The organism is Qipengyuania sp., assembly GCF_965277845.1.
In the GTDB taxonomy this organism is placed as follows: domain Bacteria; phylum Pseudomonadota; class Alphaproteobacteria; order Sphingomonadales; family Sphingomonadaceae; genus Qipengyuania.
The window spans coordinates 850,946-867,157 of sequence record NZ_OZ255844.1 but is presented as its reverse complement, the minus strand read 5'-3'; the positions used below and the strand labels follow the sequence as shown (position 1 = coordinate 867,157).

Genomic DNA, 16,212 nt, shown 5'->3' with positions numbered 1-16,212 from the left:
GAGCCGATGGAGAAAATTCCCGGCTTCGTCCGTTCGCACCCGAATTTGGCCGCGCTCCTGCTGGGCGCGGTCTCGGCGTTTGGATTTCAGCCCTTTCATCTGTGGCCGCTCGGCCTCGTCGCGATGGGCGTTTTCGGCTGGCTCGCCTGGCAATTGCCGAGCTGGAAGCGCGCGCTGCTCGCCGGCTGGCTGTTCGGCGTTGCGCATTTCACCGTTACCAACAACTGGATCGCGACCGCCTTCACATACCAGACGGAAATGCCAGCCGTTCTCGGCTGGGCTGCGGTGCCGCTGCTTTCGCTCTATCTGGCGGTGTGGCCTGCTCTGGCCACCTGCGGCGCGTGGCTTGTCGCGCGAAAAGGCAATCTCGTCGCATTCGCGTTGGCGTTCGGAGCCATGTGGATTGCGGCCGAATGGCTGCGTAGCTGGGTCTTCAGCGGATATAGCTGGGGGCCGTTTTCGATGATGCTGCTGGGCCCGTGGGATCGGCCCGGCCTGGCGATGGTCTTACCGTTTACGGGAAGCTATGCCTTGTCGGGCATTGCCGCGGGGCTGGCGGTCGTGCTTGTCGCCTTCGCGCGGTCGAGGCGCTGGATCGCATTGGCGCTCGCCTCTGCAGGTATCACCACTTTGATCTACCTGCCTGCCGGTGAGGCACGGAAAGGCACGCTGCCGCTGACGCTCGTCCAACCCAACCTCGAGCAGGAAGAGATCAACGACACCGCGCGTTTCGAAGAACAATTCCAACGCATCGGCCAGCTTAGCGTACCGCTCGAAACGCACGACCGCCGCCTGGTGCTGTGGCCCGAAAGCGGCATTCCCGACTACCTGCGCGATGGCTATCCCCAGCGCTACTACACGCAGATGACAGCTGCCGGCGATCCCGCCTTCGCCCGCGCACGCATAGGCCGGGTGATCGGTCCGGGAAGCTTGCTCCTGACCGGCGTGGTCGATCTTGAAATCGGGACCGTCGATGGGCGCGAAAGGGCCGTCGGCGCCTACAATGCCATCACCTCCATCGATCCCGATGGGCGGCTGGGCGAGCGCTACGCCAAGGCGCATCTCGTGCCCTATGGCGAATACCTGCCGATGCGCGGCCTGCTCGAACCGCTTGGCCTGTCGCGCCTTGTCGCGGGCACACTCGATTTCATTCCCGGCCCGGGGCCGCTCAGTTACGATCTCGGCGAATATGGCAAGTCGGGGATGCAGATTTGCTACGAGATCGTCTTTTCCGGCGAAGTCGTCGATCGCAGCGACCGGCCGGATTATATCTTCAATCCGTCCAACGATGGCTGGTTCGGCGAATGGGGGCCGCCGCAGCATTTGGCACAGGCACGTATGCGCGCGGTCGAAGAAGGTCTGCCGGTGCTGCGTTCGACCACAACGGGAATCAGTGCGGTGATCGATGCCCGCGGCGTGGTTCGCGAGCATATCGGTCGCAATGTCGAGGGCCGGATCGATACCATCGTGCCTCCCCCGCATGCACCCACCTGGTTCGCGCGTCTTGGCCATTGGCTCACACTTTTGTGGGGCGTCGCCATGCTGGCGCTATCGCTGGTTGCCATGCGGCGCTCGGGAGGCTACCCCACGCGCAACACATAAAGACTTCTTTATATCGGGAAATGCAACTTTATGCGCACAAGTTACCTGTTCACTTCCGAGAGTGTCTCGGAAGGCCATCCTGACAAAGTTTCCGACCAGATTTCGGATGCCATCGTCGATCTTATGCTGGCCAAGGATCCGGAGGCGCGCGTCGCCTGCGAAACGATGACGACGACCCAGCGAGTCATCCTCTCAGGCGAGATCCGCTGCGCGCCGATGTATGATGCGACAAACCCGGAGTGGGCCGAAAACGGCGGCTGGGCACCGGGAGCTAAGGAAGAGATCGAACGTGCGGTGCGCCATACGGTACGCGAGATCGGCTATGAGCAAGACGGCTTCCACTGGCAGACCTTGACCTTCGAAAACCACCTGCACGGGCAGTCCGCCGAAATCGCGCAGGGCGTGGATGCCAGCGGCAACAAGGACGAAGGCGCGGGCGATCAGGGGATCATGTTCGGCTTCGCCTGCGACGAGACGCCCGATCTCATGCCAGCGACGCTCGATTACAGCCACAAGATCCTCGAGCGGCTCGCAGCCGATCGCAAAAACAGCGCCGCGCCCTTCCTCGAGCCCGATGCGAAGAGCCAGGTTACGTTGCGCTACGAAGACGGCAAGCCGGTCGCCTGCACGGCGGTGGTCGTTTCCACCCAACACGCCAAGGGCTATCATGAAGGCGCCAAGGAAGCCGAACTCAAGGCCTATGTTAAGCAGGTCGTGTCCGAAATACTGCCGGAAGGCTGGCTGAACGGCGAAACCGATTGGCACATCAATCCGACCGGCGCATTCGAAATCGGCGGACCTGATGGCGACGCTGGTCTCACCGGGCGCAAGATCATCGTCGATACCTATGGCGGCGCAGCCCCGCATGGTGGCGGTGCGTTCAGTGGCAAGGACCCGACGAAGGTCGACCGTTCGGCAGCCTATATCACCCGTTACCTGGCCAAGAACATCGTTGCGGCGGGTCTCGCGAAGCGCTGCACGATCCAGCTTGCCTATGCGATCGGTGTTTCGAAGCCGCTTTCGCTGTATGTCGATACCCATGGCACCAGCGCCGATGGCGTGACCGACGAGGCGCTGGAGAAGGCGATCGCCAACATCGGCTCGCTGGGCGGATTGACCCCGCGCGGCATCCGCATGCATCTAGGTCTCAACAAACCGATCTACCGCAAGAGCGCCGCCTACGGCCACTTTGGCCGGCAAGCCGACGGTGAACATTTCCCGTGGGAACGCACCGATCTTGTCGACGACCTGAAGGCCGCGCTGGCCTGACATGGGCAGGGCCGGCGAGACCGGCCTACCCTTTCCGCGCGAGCGCATCGTCGAACTCGATGCGCTGCGCGGGATTGCCGTGATCGGCATCGCGTGGATGAACGTCTATGTCTTCGCGCTGCCGCTACAGGCCTATTACAATCCGGCTGCCTATGGCGCCCAAAGTGCGTTCGACTACGCGCTTTGGGCGGTCAGCTTCGTACTGGTCGAGGACAAGTTTCGCACGCTGTTCGCGATGCTGTTCGGTCTGGGCGTGGCGATCATGTGGCAGCGCGGTACCGGCTGGCGCGAGCATCTCGCACGCATGGCGCTCCTGTTCGCGATCGGGGTGATCCACGCCACGCTGCTCGCGAGCAACGACATCTTGCGGGTCTATGCGCTTGCCGGCCTGGCCCTGCCGCTGCTCCTGCCGCTCGGCTGGCATGGCCTCGGTCTCGCGATGATAGCGCTCGTCGCGCTACACTTGGGCGGCGGCTATGTCTGGCTGTCGAGCCGGTCGCCGGAGTTCTTCGCACTCAATTTCGGAGCGCATCCCGACGGGCTGGCCTATGCCCTAGAGCTGGGACGGGAAAGCATTGGTGACCGCATCGTCCGAAGGCTCGCGAGCCTGCCAGCAACGCTCGCGGCGATCAGCGCCGGGGTGCCGATCAATCTTGCGTCCATGCTTGCCGGTGTCGCGCTGTGGAAGAGCGGCCTCTTGCCCTCGCGATGGTCGCGCGGGCGGGTGCTTGGCCTGATCGTCCTGTGCTGTCTCGTCGCACTGCCCGCGCTGACCCTCATCGCCTTCAGCGCGCATTCTCTAGCCTTCGACCCGCAGGTGGTGGCGCGCAAAGCGCTGGTGCTGTCCGCCCCGTTCGACCTGCTGATGGGCGTCGCCTACGCGGTAGCGATGCTGGCGCTGTTCACGCGCATTCGTGATTCGCTCGGCGTCTGGCTGCTCGCCGCTGCCGGGCGGCTGTCGCTGACCAACTACCTGATGACAAGCCTGGTATTCTCGGCGCTCTTTGCCAGTTGGGGAGCGGGCCTGTTCGCCGTCGTGTCGCGCTCCGAAGCGTTGCTCCTCTCGCTCGTGCCGGCAGCTTTGATGCTGGTATGGTCGCCGCTCTGGCTAAGACTGTATGGACAGGGGCCGACCGAGCGGCTGTGGCGTGCCGGCGCGCGCGCCATCGCGGGCCGACGCGCCTAGCCGTGTTCGCCCTTGCGCGGGCTTGGGTGATCGAGCGCGAGTTCGGCGTCGGAGAAGGTGAAAGGGCTGCGTACGCCCGGGATACCGTCGAGATCGACACGCATACCGCGCGCGCGAACCTGATGATCGGCGAAGACGGCGTCGACCGGATTGATCGGCCCCGCAGGTATCCCGTCCTCGGCGCAATCGGCAAGCAACTCGACCATCTGCCACTTGCGCGTTTCCGCAGCTATGATGGCGTCGAGTTCGTCGCGATTGGAGAGACGATCCTCATTGGTCGCGAAGCGGGTATCGCCAAGCAGGTCGTCGCGCCCGAGCAGGCTGAGCAGCTTGCGGAACAGGCCGTCATTGGCCGGTGCCAGGACGATTTCGCCATCGGCCACCGGGAATACGCCGTAAGCGCTGACCTGCGCATGTTCATTGCCCATGCGCGGTGGGTTCTCGCCGGTCGTCAGGAAATGCGTCGCCTGGCTGGCGAGCAATCCGACCGAACAGTCGAGCAGCGCCATGTCTACATGCTGCCCGCGTCCGGTTCGCTCGCGCATGGCAAGTGCCGACTGAATGCCGATCACCGAATAAAGCCCGCAGGTAAGATCGGAAATCGAGATGCCCATCTTCATCGGCTGGCCATCCGGCTCGCCGGTGAGCGCCATCAAACCGCTCATCGCCTGGATCACGAAATCATACCCCGCTTCGCGCGCCCGTGGCCCGGTCTGGCCGAAGCCGGTGATCGAGCAATAGACCAGGTGCGGGTTGCTCCGCGCCAGGGTCGCGTAGTCGAGGCCGAATTTCGCGAGCGATCCGGTCTTGAAGTTTTCCAGCACAACGTCGGCGGTTGCCGCCAGCTGGCGAACCTTCGAGAGATCGCCTTCGTCCCCGAAATCGGCGACGATGCTGCGCTTCCCGCGATTGGTCGCGTGATAATAGGCTGCCTCTCGGGTGCCGTCCTCGCGCTCGACCCAGGGCGGTCCCCATTTACGTGTACCGTCGCCGTCGGGGCTTTCGACCTTGATCACGTCCGCTCCCAGGTCGGCGAGGATCTGGCCAGCCCACGGACCTGCCAGCACACGAGCGAGTTCGAGCACTTTGAGCCCGGCGAGCGGGGCGTTCGGATTGCGAAGTCGATCGAGCCACATGCGCAGCGCTGCTGGGCCAGCGATCCGGTCCGGTCAAGCGCTCAGATCGCGTAGACCTGCGGATTTTCATCAGGCCAGCCTGCCAGCCGGGGGTTCTTGCGATCGAGGAACACGGCCGGCAGTTTGACCAGCATCAGCGATTTGTGGATCCAGTAGTCGGTCCATTTCTCGCGCCATCGCGGCTTGGGCCTTCGGCCATGCGCGCGCAGCCAGCTGTCGTAGGGCATCCAGTGGCTGGGCTCGTCCCGCTCGACCACTTCGAAGATACGCCGCAGTGCCTTGTCCGAGCGGATGTGCCGGTTCTTCAGCAGCACTTCGACCTGCTCCATTCCGCGCTGTTCGGTAATCATGATCACACGGCACAGCTTTTCGAACTCATCGCCATCGGCCACGATGGCCTGCGTGTCGAGTTCGTCGATCGTGCAGCCGAAGATGGTTTCGATGAAATGATCGATATGGCCGCAGGTGCGATCGACCTTGAGCGGCATTTTGCCCTGCAACTCAAACCAGCGCCGGAACATGCGATAATGCTTTTCCTCGTCGGCGCGATGCTTCTCGACCGCGGCAATGAAGTCGGCATCGTCGGGGCAGCGCGCCCGTACCGCCTCCAGCACACGGTCGAGCGAGGTGTAGCCCCGGTGCTCGTTATAGATGTAGATCGATCCGAGCACGTCGAGGAATCGCTCGCGAAAGGCGTTGCGAATGCCCATGCATCGATTGTCTCACATTTGGCGCCTGAGGGAAATGACCTACTCTTCCAGCAGGTTTCCGAGCCCCGAAACCGCTCCGACGAATTCCTCGCGGAAATCCTGCACGACCTGTCTGCTCGAGCGAACCTGTTCGACCAATCCTACACCCTGACCGACAAAATAGCTGACAAGCTCGCGCGCACCTTCATTGCCCGCTGCCGCTTCGCGTTCGATCCGGGCGAAAGCGGGTTCGGACACCATGCCCATCAGCGGCATGGGCAACGTGCCGGGACCTTGCGGATCGTCCCACGCCTCGTGCCAGGCGGTCTTGAGCTGGCGTGCCGGCTTGCCCGTGCGGCTGCGCGAGCGAATCGTGTCGCGGCTGCGCGCGACGATCATCTTGTCGCGAAAGGCCTCGCTGGTCTCGGCTTCGGGCGTGGCGAGCCAGATCGACCCGGTCCACGCCCCTTGCGCGCCCGCCGCCATCATCCCGGCCATCTGCCCGCCGGTCATTATTCCGCCCGCCGCGAGCACCGGGATCCGGTGTCCGGCGCGCGCCAGTTCGCGCACGACTTCGGGTATCAGCACCAGTGTTGAAACCTCGCCGCAATGGCCGCCGGCTTCCGTGCCCTGCGCGACGATGATGTCGACGCCCGCCTCGGCCTGGCGGATCGCATGTTCTTTCGCACCGACCAGCGCGGCAACCGGTACGCCGCGCTTCTTTCCTTCCTCGATCATCGCGGGTGGGGCTATGCCCAGCGCATTGGCTATCAACCGGATCGGGTGGCGGAAGGCGACTTCCATCAGCGCGAGGCCGTTTTCGGGCGTGATGCCCATCCGCTCCTTGAGGATCGGCATTTGTGCCTCGGGCGCGATACCGTGATCGCCAAGCACCGAATTGACGAAGCCCTGGTATTTGGGGTCGATGGCCCCGGCGCGGCTCTTATTGTCGGACAGCCCGCGAACGCGCGGGTCGATCACTTCGGGCACGAGCACGTCGACGCCATAGGGCGCGCCATCGACATGCGCATCGATCCAGGCAAGCTCCTCCTCCAGCTGATCGGGGCTGAAGCGCGTCGCGCCCAGCACTCCGAAACCGCCCGCCTTGCTGACCGCGGCGACCACATCGCGGCAATGGCTGAAAGCGAATAGCGGGAATTCCGCCCCGGTCATTTCACAGACGCGGTTCATCGGCATGGGTGTCTCCTCTCGGCGATCACCCTATTGCCAAGTCGCGCCGGCGCAAGCGGGCTTTACTGGCCGTCCATGATCGCGGGCGCATCGCCCGGCTCCGGCTTCCAGCGAACATCCGGCGGGAAGACCTCGCCGATGCTGCCTTCCTGCCACGCGCCGTAGACCGGATTGGGCATCAGGAACCAGCCATTGCCCCAGAGCTGCGCGTACTGGCCGCGCGCGACCATCGCGCGGCGCGCGGCAATGTCGCCCTCATCCGCGTTGAAGACATCGGCAAAATCGCCGAGATTGTCGCCCGCCATGGCGATGATGCAGTAGCTTTCGGCGATCCGCGCGCGGCGACCGTCCTTGCGACCGCCCATGTCGTCATCACCGCGCAAGAACAGCGTCTCGAGATGAGCGGCTGGGCCGACCCCGGCCGCTTCGAGCGCGGCAATGGTGGCCGCTGCCGTTTCCGAATTGCGATTGGTATTGAAGATCACCGTGATTCCCGCCTCGCGCAGCCGCTTGAGCCCGGTGACCGCACCGGGCACCGGCCGCGCAATCCCTGCGCCGTTGTCGGCCCACTGATCCCATTCGGCGGGATCGAACGGCCTGCCGCTCAGCGCCTGCCAATATTCGTAACCGGTATTGAGCAGCACGGTTTCGTCGACGTCGAACACGACAGCGAGTGGCTTGCCGGTGCCATCTCTTGCGGTGCAGGAGCGTGTGCCGATCCCGCCTTCGGCGTCCGGAAGGCCCAGCGGCACCGATTGCGCCACCGAGCTCTGCTGTGCGATGGTGATCGAATAATCGGCGATCTGTCGCCAGGTCTGGATCGATGCCCCTGCCGCCTCGCCCGAGCCGTAGAGCCAGCGCATGGTGTCGGGCGCCGGTCGATGCTCGTCCATCGTGACGACGGGGGCGCTGGCTCTCGTCGGGGTTTGGACACTCGCACATCCACCCAGGGCGACAGTGCTGGCGGCAAGTAGAACAAACCGGTTCATGTCCCAATCTCCGAAAAGGGGGAAATAGCGAACGACTGGGCTGCGGATATCTGCGTTTCTCCCATCTTCACCAGTCCCTCCCTTACATCCAGTGCGAGCGCCGGCCAACTCGCTTGCTCGACCTTAACACCCGTTTGGCGGAGCCGCCTGCGCTGCGGCACGATTGTGCAATGCAATATTCCTGGTGCGTCGAGCCTTCTCACGACAGCCCACAAATTCAATGCTTTAGGTTATGCCTAGACCGTAAGATGCATTTCACGCAACAAAAATTGTCCTTTTCGCACTTGCACAAAAGCCGGCCTACCCGCATATCTGCTCGTGCCTTTTAGGCATCCTCTCCCAAGACTTCCAAGCCCGGTTGGTTCGCCAGCCGGGCTTTTTTCTTGGCCCGAACGGACCCACCGCGTTCGCTCGTTCATTGCAACGGTAAGGAGTGCTTCCCAAGTGGGTGGGCACCAAGCGAACAGGTAACGGGAGCCTAGCCGATATGGCCGATGCGGATGCTGCACCAGCGGTAGAGGACACCACAGTAAGGCTGCAGGTCGCAGCGGCACGGCAGGAGGAAAGCGGTCAGGGCATTGCCCGCATGCCGCGTTCCACCTTCCAGACGCTCGGGATCACTGAAGGCGATGTGGTCGAGATCACCGGCAAGCGGGCGACCGCGGCGGTCGCCATGCCCGCCTATGACGAGGACCAGAGCCTCGATGTCATCCGGCTGGATGGCCTTCAGCGCGGCAATGCAGAAGTTGGCTCGGGCGAGCATGTCAAGGTGGCCGTGGCCGAATCGCGCCCTGCCACGCGCGTCGTCTTTGCCCCTGCTCAGCGAGAGATGCGGCTACAGGGTCCGGCCCAGGCGCTGAAGCGGAATTTTTTCCGCAAGCCCTTGGTTGCGGGCGATCTCGTGGCGACGACCGGGCAGCAACCGGTGCAGAATATGCCCTCCGAGGTGCGCCGGATGTTCAACGCGCCCGCCTATGCGCTGACGCAGATCCGCCTGAGCGTGGTGTCGACCAGCCCCAAGGGCATCGTCCATATCGACGAGAACACCGAGGTCGAGTTGCGCGCCGAGTTCGAGGCGCCGCGCGATGCGCGCGCGGTGGTCAATTACGACGATGTCGGCGGGATGGACGAGACGATCCAGCAATTGCGCGAGATGGTCGAACTGCCGCTGCGCTATCCCGAACTGTTCACCCGGCTGGGCGTCGATCCGCCAAAGGGCGTGCTGCTGCATGGCCCCCCCGGGACGGGCAAGACGCGGCTGGCCCAGGCCGTCGCCAATGAAAGCGATGCCAATTTCTTCACCATCAACGGGCCGGAAATCATGGGCTCGGGCTATGGCGAGAGCGAGAAGGCGCTGCGCGAGGTGTTCGAGCAGGCGAGCAAGTCCGCGCCTGCGATCATTTTCATCGACGAAATCGATTCGATCGCACCCAAGCGCGACCGCGTGCCGGGCGAGGCGGAAAAGCGCCTGGTCGCCCAATTGCTGACGCTGATGGACGGTCTCGAGGCGCGTTCGAACCTCGTTGTCATCGCGGCGACCAACCGCCCCGAAGCGATCGACGAGGCATTGCGCCGGCCCGGCCGCTTCGACCGCGAAATCGTGATCGGCGTGCCCGATGAGAAGGGGCGTCGCGAAATCCTCGGCATTCATACGCGCGGGATGCCGCTTGGCGACAAGGTTGATCTGCAGGAGCTGGCCAAGGCGACCTACGGCTTCGTGGGCGCCGATATCGCCGCGCTCGCCCGCGAGGCGGCGATTGATGCGGTGCGCCGGATCATGCCCAAGATCGACCTCGACGAGCGGACCATTCCGCCCGAGGTCCTCGATGAGCTGTGCGTCACGCGCGAGGATTTTCTTTCCGCATTGAAGCGCATCCAGCCCTCGGCGATGCGCGAGGTGATGGTCCAGATGCCCAATGTCGGCTGGTCCGACATCGGCGGGATCGGCGATGCGATCGAAAAGCTCAAGGAGGGCATCGAACTGCCGATGAAGAACCCCGAGGCCTTCCATCGCCTCGGCATCCGTCCGGCCAAGGGCTTCATGCTCTACGGCCCGCCGGGCACCGGCAAGACGCTGCTGGCCAAGGCCGTCGCCAAGGAAGCCAAGGCGAATTTCATCTCGATGAAGAGTTCGGATCTCCTCTCCAAATGGTATGGCGAAAGCGAGCAGCAGATCGCGCGCATGTTCAAGCGGGCACGGGCGGTTGCGCCATGCGTATTGTTCATCGACGAGATCGACAGCCTCGTTCCCGCACGCGGCAGCGGGCAGGGCGAGCCGCAGGTTACGGGCCGTGTGGTCAACACGATCCTTGCCGAGATGGACGGACTGGAGGAATTACAATCGGTCGTGGTGATCGGGGCGACCAACCGGCCCACGCTGGTCGATCCGGCCTTGCTGCGTCCAGGCCGTTTCGACGAGTTGGTCTATGTGGGTACGCCGGACAAGCCGGGGCGCGAGCAGATCCTGGGTATCCACACCAAGGGCATGCCCCTGGCCGACGACGTCGACCTTGCCGCCATCGCGGGCAAGACCGCGCGTTTCACCGGAGCCGACTTGGAAGATGTCGTCCGCCGTGCCGGCCTAACAGCGCTCAAGCGCGCGGGCGGGGAAGTGAAGGAGGTGACCAGTGCCGACTTCCACGAAGCGCTCGAGGACAGCCGCGCGACGGTTACGTCCAAGATGGAGGCCGAATATCGCAAGATGCGCGGCGAGCTCAAGAAGCGCGCGGCGGAGGTCCAACCGATAGGCTTCCTGCACGAGGGCATGGTGGAATCGACCCGCGACAAAAAACACGATTAGGGCGCCTTTCCGCGCGCCCGATCGCGATGCCTAGGGCGCGCTCGGCTCTTCGGCCTTCGAGTGGCCGCCCGGGACTTCCAAGCGGTGCCGGATCAACGCATCGGGCTGGTTCTCCTTGAGCCAGGCGAGCATGTGCTCGCGCACGGCGCAGCGCAGCGTCCACAGATCGCCGATCGTATCGGCGCTCATCGACAGGCGCAGCGCGATGCTCTCCGGAAACGCGTCGGTCATCAGCAGCTGCAGATTGCGACCGTCCCACAGGTCATGCGCCTGCACGAAGCGCTCGAATTCGGCTCGGATCGGGTCGACATCGGCGATCGGGTCGAGATGGAGCATGACCGGACCGGTGAGCTTTTCGTCGACGCGCGACCAGTTCTCGAAACTCTGGTCGAGGAACCGGCTGGTCGGCACGACGAGCACGCGCTCGTCCCAGGTCCGCACGGTGACGTAGCTCATGCGGATTTCCTCGACCCGGCCGGCCTCGCCATCGACCTTGACCAGATCGCCGATCCTGAGCGGCTGGGTCATCGCCATCTGCAGGCCGGCGATCAGGGACTTGAGCGCGGGCTGAGCTGCGGCACCGACCGCCAGAGCGGCCAAACCGGCGGAGGCGAGCATGGTCGTCCCGACGTCGCGCACCCCGGGGATGTTGAGCATGATGAGCGAGACCGTGATGATGATGATCGCGACCTTTACCGTGCGCGAGAGAATCGCGATGCGGGTCAGGCGGCCGCGCTGGGCGACCGGGTCTTCCGCCCCGCTGATCTGCGCCTCGTATCCGCGAGCGAGACCGCGCACGACGGCATAGGCGACCCAGCCGACCACTGCGGGCGTGAGGAACCGCGCCAGGCTGTCCCATCCCTGACCGACCAACGCATCGTTTTCCGCGGCCACCGCGATAGCGAAGGCGAAGGCTGCCCAGCGCAGCGGCTTGCGGACCGCTTCGACCACGGCATCGTCGAGCGAGCTGTCGGAAGTGCGCGCCAGACGGCGCAGGATCGCGAAAGCGACCCAATGCACGAGAAACGCGACGGCAAGCGCGCCGCCGAGCACGATCAACGTGTGGATCACCCCTTCGAGCGATATCTGCCAATTGCGCGGATCGTAGCGGTCTAGCATCCGATCCACCGGTATGGACCAAGGTGCGTCAAGGCAAGCCTAGTCACCTGCTGGAAGCTCGATCGTGACCTGCAGGCCGTCCTGGGTGAAGCTGCGATCGAACGAGCCCCCGAACTGACGCGCGGCGCTGGTCATCAGCAGGCTGCCGAAACCTTTTCGTTCGGGCAATTCGTCGAGATCCGCGCCGGTCTCGCGCCAATTCAAGGTTACCGTGCCGTCCTTTTCGGACCAGGTGACATGGACCGTGCCCTCATTGCTCCATGCGCCGTATTTGACCGCATTGGTCGTAAGTTCGTGCAGAACGAGGCCCAGCGGCGTCACGCGCTTGGCCGGCAGCATGATTTCCGGACCGTCGATTTCGGCGGGATGCTTACTCGAACGGTAGGGCGCGAGCGAGGTTTCCACCAGCGCGCGTAGCGAGGCGACCGGACGGTCGAGCTCGCCCTGGCTAACCTCATGCGCGGTCAGCAGCGCGCGAATGCGCTGGGCGATGCTGTCGGTGACTTCCTTCGCTTCGGGTTTGTCGCGCGCGCTCATCTGAACGATCGCGAGAATAACCGCGAAGAGGTTCTTGACCCTGTGGTTGAGCTCGCGCGCGAGCAGGTCTGCCCGGTCGCGCGCTTCGCTCACGACGGCCGCCTGCGCGGCCTCGGCCTCGGCGCGAGCGGCGCGACCGACAAGCCTTGCACCTGCCAGCATGGCCAGGATCAGCAGCACCAGCAGCGCGCCGAGCAACGGCAGAACGCGCGCCTCCGAGCGGGCCGCTTCGGTAATGCGCTCGGCGAGAATCTCGTTCTCGATGTCCTCCAATTCGGCGATGGCGCGCCCCAACCGCTCCATGGTTTCCACCCCTTCGTCGGTCAAAACCGCCCGCCGGGCGTCGAGCAAGCGACCGTCTTCGAGAAGCTGCACGCTGCCGGACATCTCGTCGAATTTCGCACGCGCGAGCGCGTCGATCTGGTCGACCAGCTCGGTTTGTCGCGGGGTTGCGTCCTCGCCAAGCAATCCGCGAATGCGATCGAGCGAAGGCTCGATCTGCTCGCGGCCCGTCAGGTATGGCGCGAGGTAGCGACGGTCGAGCGTGATCAGATAGCCGCGCTGGCCGGTTTCTCCGCTCAAGGCGGCACGGTTCACCTTGCGCAGTTCCTCCAACAGTTCGACGGTGCGCTCGACCTGTTCGCGCTGGGCACGCTCGGCCTCGACCGTCTGGTAGGCGAGTACGAGCGTCGCGAACATCGCCGCGGCGATCACGCTCAGCAGCGCGACATTCATCCAGCGCGGATTGCGCGTGCGCGCGACGAATTCCTCGATTTCGCTCAGTGTGCGGCCCCCCAGCTGGAACCCGTACCGATATCTACGCCGAGCGGAACGTCAAGTTTAACAGCAGGTTCGGCAGCGCCGGCCATAACGCTTTCGATGACTGCGGAGGCGGCCTCGACATCGCCTTCGGGAAGTTCGAAGACGAGTTCGTCATGCACCTGCAACAGCATGCGCACATGGCCCAGGTCGGCTTCTTCGAGTGCGGGCATCATGCGGACCATGGCGCGCTTGATGATATCGGCGCTGGTGCCCTGGATCGGCGCGTTTATCGCGGCACGCTCGCTGCCCTGGCGCTCGGCCTGGTTCTTCGAGCCGATGCGCGGAAACCAGGTCTTGCGGCCGAACAGCGTCTCCGAATAGCCGCGCTCGCGCACCTCTTCCAGCGTGCGGACGATGTATCGCTGGATACCGGGAAAGCGCTGGAAATAGGTGTCGATCATCGCCTGCGCCTCCTCGGGCTCGACCCCGAGCCGACCGGCCAGCCCCCAGCGCGAGATACCGTAGAGAATCGCGAAATTGATCGTCTTGGCGCGGGCGCGGGTGTCGCGATTGACCTCGCCGAACATCTCCGTCGCGGTGCGCGCATGGATGTCCTCGCTATTGGCGAAGGCCTCTTTCAGCGTGGGCACATCGGCCATATGCGCGGCCAGCCGCAGCTCGATTTGCGAATAGTCGGCGGCGAGCAGGACATTGCCTTCCTCGGCGACGAAGGCCTCGCGGATCTGGCGGCCGATGGCGGTGCGGATCGGGATGTTCTGCAGGTTCGGGTCGGTCGAGGAAAGCCGCCCGGTCTGCGCGCCGACCAGGCTGTAGCTGGTATGCACGCGCCTGGTCTCGGGATTGATCGCCTCCTGCAGCGCATCGGTATAAGTGCTCTTGAGCTTGGCGAGCTGGCGCCATTCGAGGACCTTGTCGGCGATCTCCGCGCCTTCGCCCGACAGCCGCTCGAGAACGCTCTGGTCGGTCGAATACTGGCCGCTCTTGCCCTTCTTGCCGCCCTTGTAGCCGAGCGTGTCGAACAGCACCTCGCCCAGCTGCTTGGGGCTGCCGACGGTGAATTCGGTGCCCGCTATGCCATGGATTTCCTTCTCCAGCCGCGCGGTTTCGCCGGCGAATTCCTCCGACAATTTGGCGAGCCGCGCGCGATCTACCTTGATCCCGTGACGCTCCATCTGCGCCACTACCGGGACCAGCGGGCGGTCGACCCGCTCGTAAATGGTCGTCCCGCCTTCGGTCGAGAGCCGGGGCTTGAGATGCCGGTAGAGCCGCCAGGTGACGTCGGCATCCTCGGCGGCATATTCGGTCGCCTTGTCGAGCAGGACCTCGCCGAAGGGGATCGCCTTCTTGCCGGTGCCGCAGACCTCCTTGAAGGTCAGGCAGGTATGGCCGAGATGCCGGTCGGCAAGCTCGTCCATCCCGTGGCCCCCGCCGATCCCGTCGAGCTGGCGCCCGGCATCGAGATCGAAGCTGATGATCATCGTGTCGTCGATCGGCGCGACCTCGACGCCATTGCGGGCGAGGACGTTCAGATCGTACTTCCCATTATGGAACACCTTGAGCACCGCATCGCTGCCAAACAGCGGCTTCAGCGCTTCGAGCGCGGCAGACTTGTCCACCTGCTCGGGCTTTTCGGCGAACATGTCGCTGCCGCCATGGCCAAGCGGGATGTAGCAGGCATCGTTTGCGCCCAGAGCGAGGCTGATGCCGACGAGTTCGGCGCGAATCGCATCGAGGCTGCTGGTCTCGGTGTCGACGGCGATCAGCCGTACCGCCCGAGCGCGTTCGACCCACTCTTCCAGCTTCTCCATCGTCTGGACGCACTCATAGGCCGATCGATCGATAGCGGGAAAATCGGGCAGGGGCTGGCGATTGCCCTCGGTGTTGGCGGGCGCGCCTTTCGTGTCTTGCCGGGCCGGATCGAGGTCGTTTGTCCGCGAAGGGCTGCCGGTGCCTGCATCGAGCCGCTTCAACAGGCTGGTGAAGCCATGCTTGGAGAGAAACTCGGCGAGCGGCTCGCTGGGTACGCCGTCGAGCTTCATGTCGTCGAGGGCGATCGGCAAGGGGCAGTCTTCCCTGAGCGTCACCAGCACGCGGCTGAGCTCGGCATCAGCGCGGTGTTCGAGAAGGCGCTCCTTGAGCTTGGATTTCTTCATGTCCTCGGCCGCGTCGAGCGCAGCGGTCAGATCGCCATGCTCGGCGATGAGCTTGCTCGCCGTCTTGGGGCCGACGCCGAAAATGCCCGGGATATTGTCGACCGAATCGCCCATCAGCGCGAGGACGTCGCCGACCTTCTCGGGCGCCACGCCGAATTTCTCCTCGACCTCCTCGATGAAGATGCGCGCGTTCTTCATCGTATCGAGCATGTCGATGCGCGCACCGTCCTTCTCGCCGACGAGTTGCATCAGGTCTTTGTCGGAGGAAACGATGGTCACGTTCCAGCCCTGCCTCTGTGCGGCGCGGGCATAGGAGGCGATCATGTCGTCCGCCTCGACGTCGGGTTCTTCCACCATCGGCAGGCTGAATGCCCGCGTCGCATCGCGGATGAGCGGGAATTGCGGGACCAGATCTTCGGGCGGATCGGGCCGGTTGGCCTTGTACTGGTCGTAAATCTCGTTGCGGAAACTCTTGCTCGACTTGTCGAGAACGACGGCGAGATGGGTCGGTCCGTCGGCCTTGTCGAGATCGTCGGCGAGCTTCCACAGCATGGTCGTGTAGCCATAGACCGCGCCCACGGGGGTGCCCTCCGGATCGGTCAGCGGGGGCAGGCGGTGATAGGCGCGGAAGATGTAGGCCGAGCCGTCGACGAGGTAGAGATGCGGTGTGTCACCCATGGCGAAGCGGCTTAGCAACGGCTTGCGGTGATGGGGAGCGCCATTTTGCACGCGGTCCACAAGTGGCGGATTCGCGCCGC

11 protein-coding genes are annotated in these 16,212 nt (G+C 64.3%); 4 read left to right on the top strand and 7 right to left on the bottom strand.

What is annotated here, in order from left to right:
- Positions 1 to 6: 6 nt before the first annotated feature.
- The 3 genes from lnt to ACQY4G_RS04180 are packed head-to-tail and all read left to right on the top strand — an operon-like array spanning position 7 to position 4,057.
- Positions 7 to 1,602, top strand: a complete 1,596-nt coding sequence (gene lnt, locus ACQY4G_RS04190) for an apolipoprotein N-acyltransferase (protein WP_421993232.1) — start codon at positions 7 to 9, stop codon at positions 1,600 to 1,602.
- A 30-nt stretch (positions 1,603 to 1,632) separates the two neighbouring features.
- On the top strand, positions 1,633 to 2,871 hold the full coding sequence (gene metK, locus ACQY4G_RS04185; protein ID WP_421993230.1) for a methionine adenosyltransferase: 1,239 nt from the start codon (positions 1,633 to 1,635) through the stop codon (positions 2,869 to 2,871).
- A 1-nt stretch (position 2,872) separates the two neighbouring features.
- Positions 2,873 to 4,057 (top strand): DUF418 domain-containing protein, encoded by a 1,185-nt coding sequence (locus ACQY4G_RS04180; protein WP_421993228.1) that lies wholly within the window; start codon positions 2,873 to 2,875, stop codon positions 4,055 to 4,057.
- Here ACQY4G_RS04180 and ACQY4G_RS04175 read toward each other — a convergent pair.
- From ACQY4G_RS04175 to ACQY4G_RS04160, 4 genes are read right to left on the bottom strand one after another with little or no spacing between them, the layout of a single operon-like run.
- Positions 4,054 to 5,193, bottom strand: coding sequence for a CaiB/BaiF CoA transferase family protein (locus tag ACQY4G_RS04175; RefSeq protein WP_421993226.1), 1,140 nt, complete (start codon positions 5,191 to 5,193; stop codon positions 4,054 to 4,056). The genes ACQY4G_RS04180 and ACQY4G_RS04175 overlap by 4 nt on opposite strands.
- A gap of 41 nt (positions 5,194 to 5,234) precedes the next feature.
- Positions 5,235 to 5,903 carry a ferritin-like domain-containing protein gene (locus ACQY4G_RS04170; RefSeq protein ID WP_157075213.1) on the bottom strand — a complete coding sequence of 223 codons (669 nt, stop codon included), beginning with the start codon at positions 5,901 to 5,903 and terminating at the stop codon, positions 5,235 to 5,237.
- 39 nt (positions 5,904 to 5,942) lie between these two features.
- Positions 5,943 to 7,079, bottom strand: coding sequence for an NAD(P)H-dependent flavin oxidoreductase (locus ACQY4G_RS04165; protein WP_421993224.1), 1,137 nt, complete (start codon positions 7,077 to 7,079; stop codon positions 5,943 to 5,945).
- A gap of 56 nt (positions 7,080 to 7,135) precedes the next feature.
- Positions 7,136 to 8,062 (bottom strand): 5'-nucleotidase, lipoprotein e(P4) family, encoded by a 927-nt coding sequence (locus ACQY4G_RS04160; RefSeq protein ID WP_421993222.1) that lies wholly within the window; start codon positions 8,060 to 8,062, stop codon positions 7,136 to 7,138.
- Between the two features lie 487 nt (positions 8,063 to 8,549).
- Here ACQY4G_RS04160 and ACQY4G_RS04155 point away from each other — a divergent pair, with 487 nt between their 5' ends.
- On the top strand, positions 8,550 to 10,862 hold the full coding sequence (locus ACQY4G_RS04155; protein ID WP_067696110.1) for a CDC48 family AAA ATPase: 2,313 nt from the start codon (positions 8,550 to 8,552) through the stop codon (positions 10,860 to 10,862).
- A 30-nt stretch (positions 10,863 to 10,892) separates the two neighbouring features.
- Here ACQY4G_RS04155 and ACQY4G_RS04150 read toward each other — a convergent pair whose 3' ends face one another.
- The 3 genes from ACQY4G_RS04150 to polA are packed head-to-tail and all read right to left on the bottom strand — an operon-like array spanning position 10,893 to position 16,132.
- Positions 10,893 to 11,981 carry a mechanosensitive ion channel family protein gene (locus ACQY4G_RS04150; protein ID WP_421993546.1) on the bottom strand — a complete coding sequence of 363 codons (1,089 nt, stop codon included), beginning with the start codon at positions 11,979 to 11,981 and terminating at the stop codon, positions 10,893 to 10,895.
- A gap of 39 nt (positions 11,982 to 12,020) precedes the next feature.
- Positions 12,021 to 13,253, bottom strand: a complete 1,233-nt coding sequence (locus ACQY4G_RS04145) for a sensor histidine kinase (RefSeq protein WP_421993220.1) — start codon at positions 13,251 to 13,253, stop codon at positions 12,021 to 12,023.
- A 44-nt stretch (positions 13,254 to 13,297) separates the two neighbouring features.
- Positions 13,298 to 16,132, bottom strand: coding sequence for a DNA polymerase I (gene polA, locus ACQY4G_RS04140; RefSeq protein ID WP_421993218.1), 2,835 nt, complete (start codon positions 16,130 to 16,132; stop codon positions 13,298 to 13,300).
- Positions 16,133 to 16,212 lie beyond the last annotated feature (80 nt).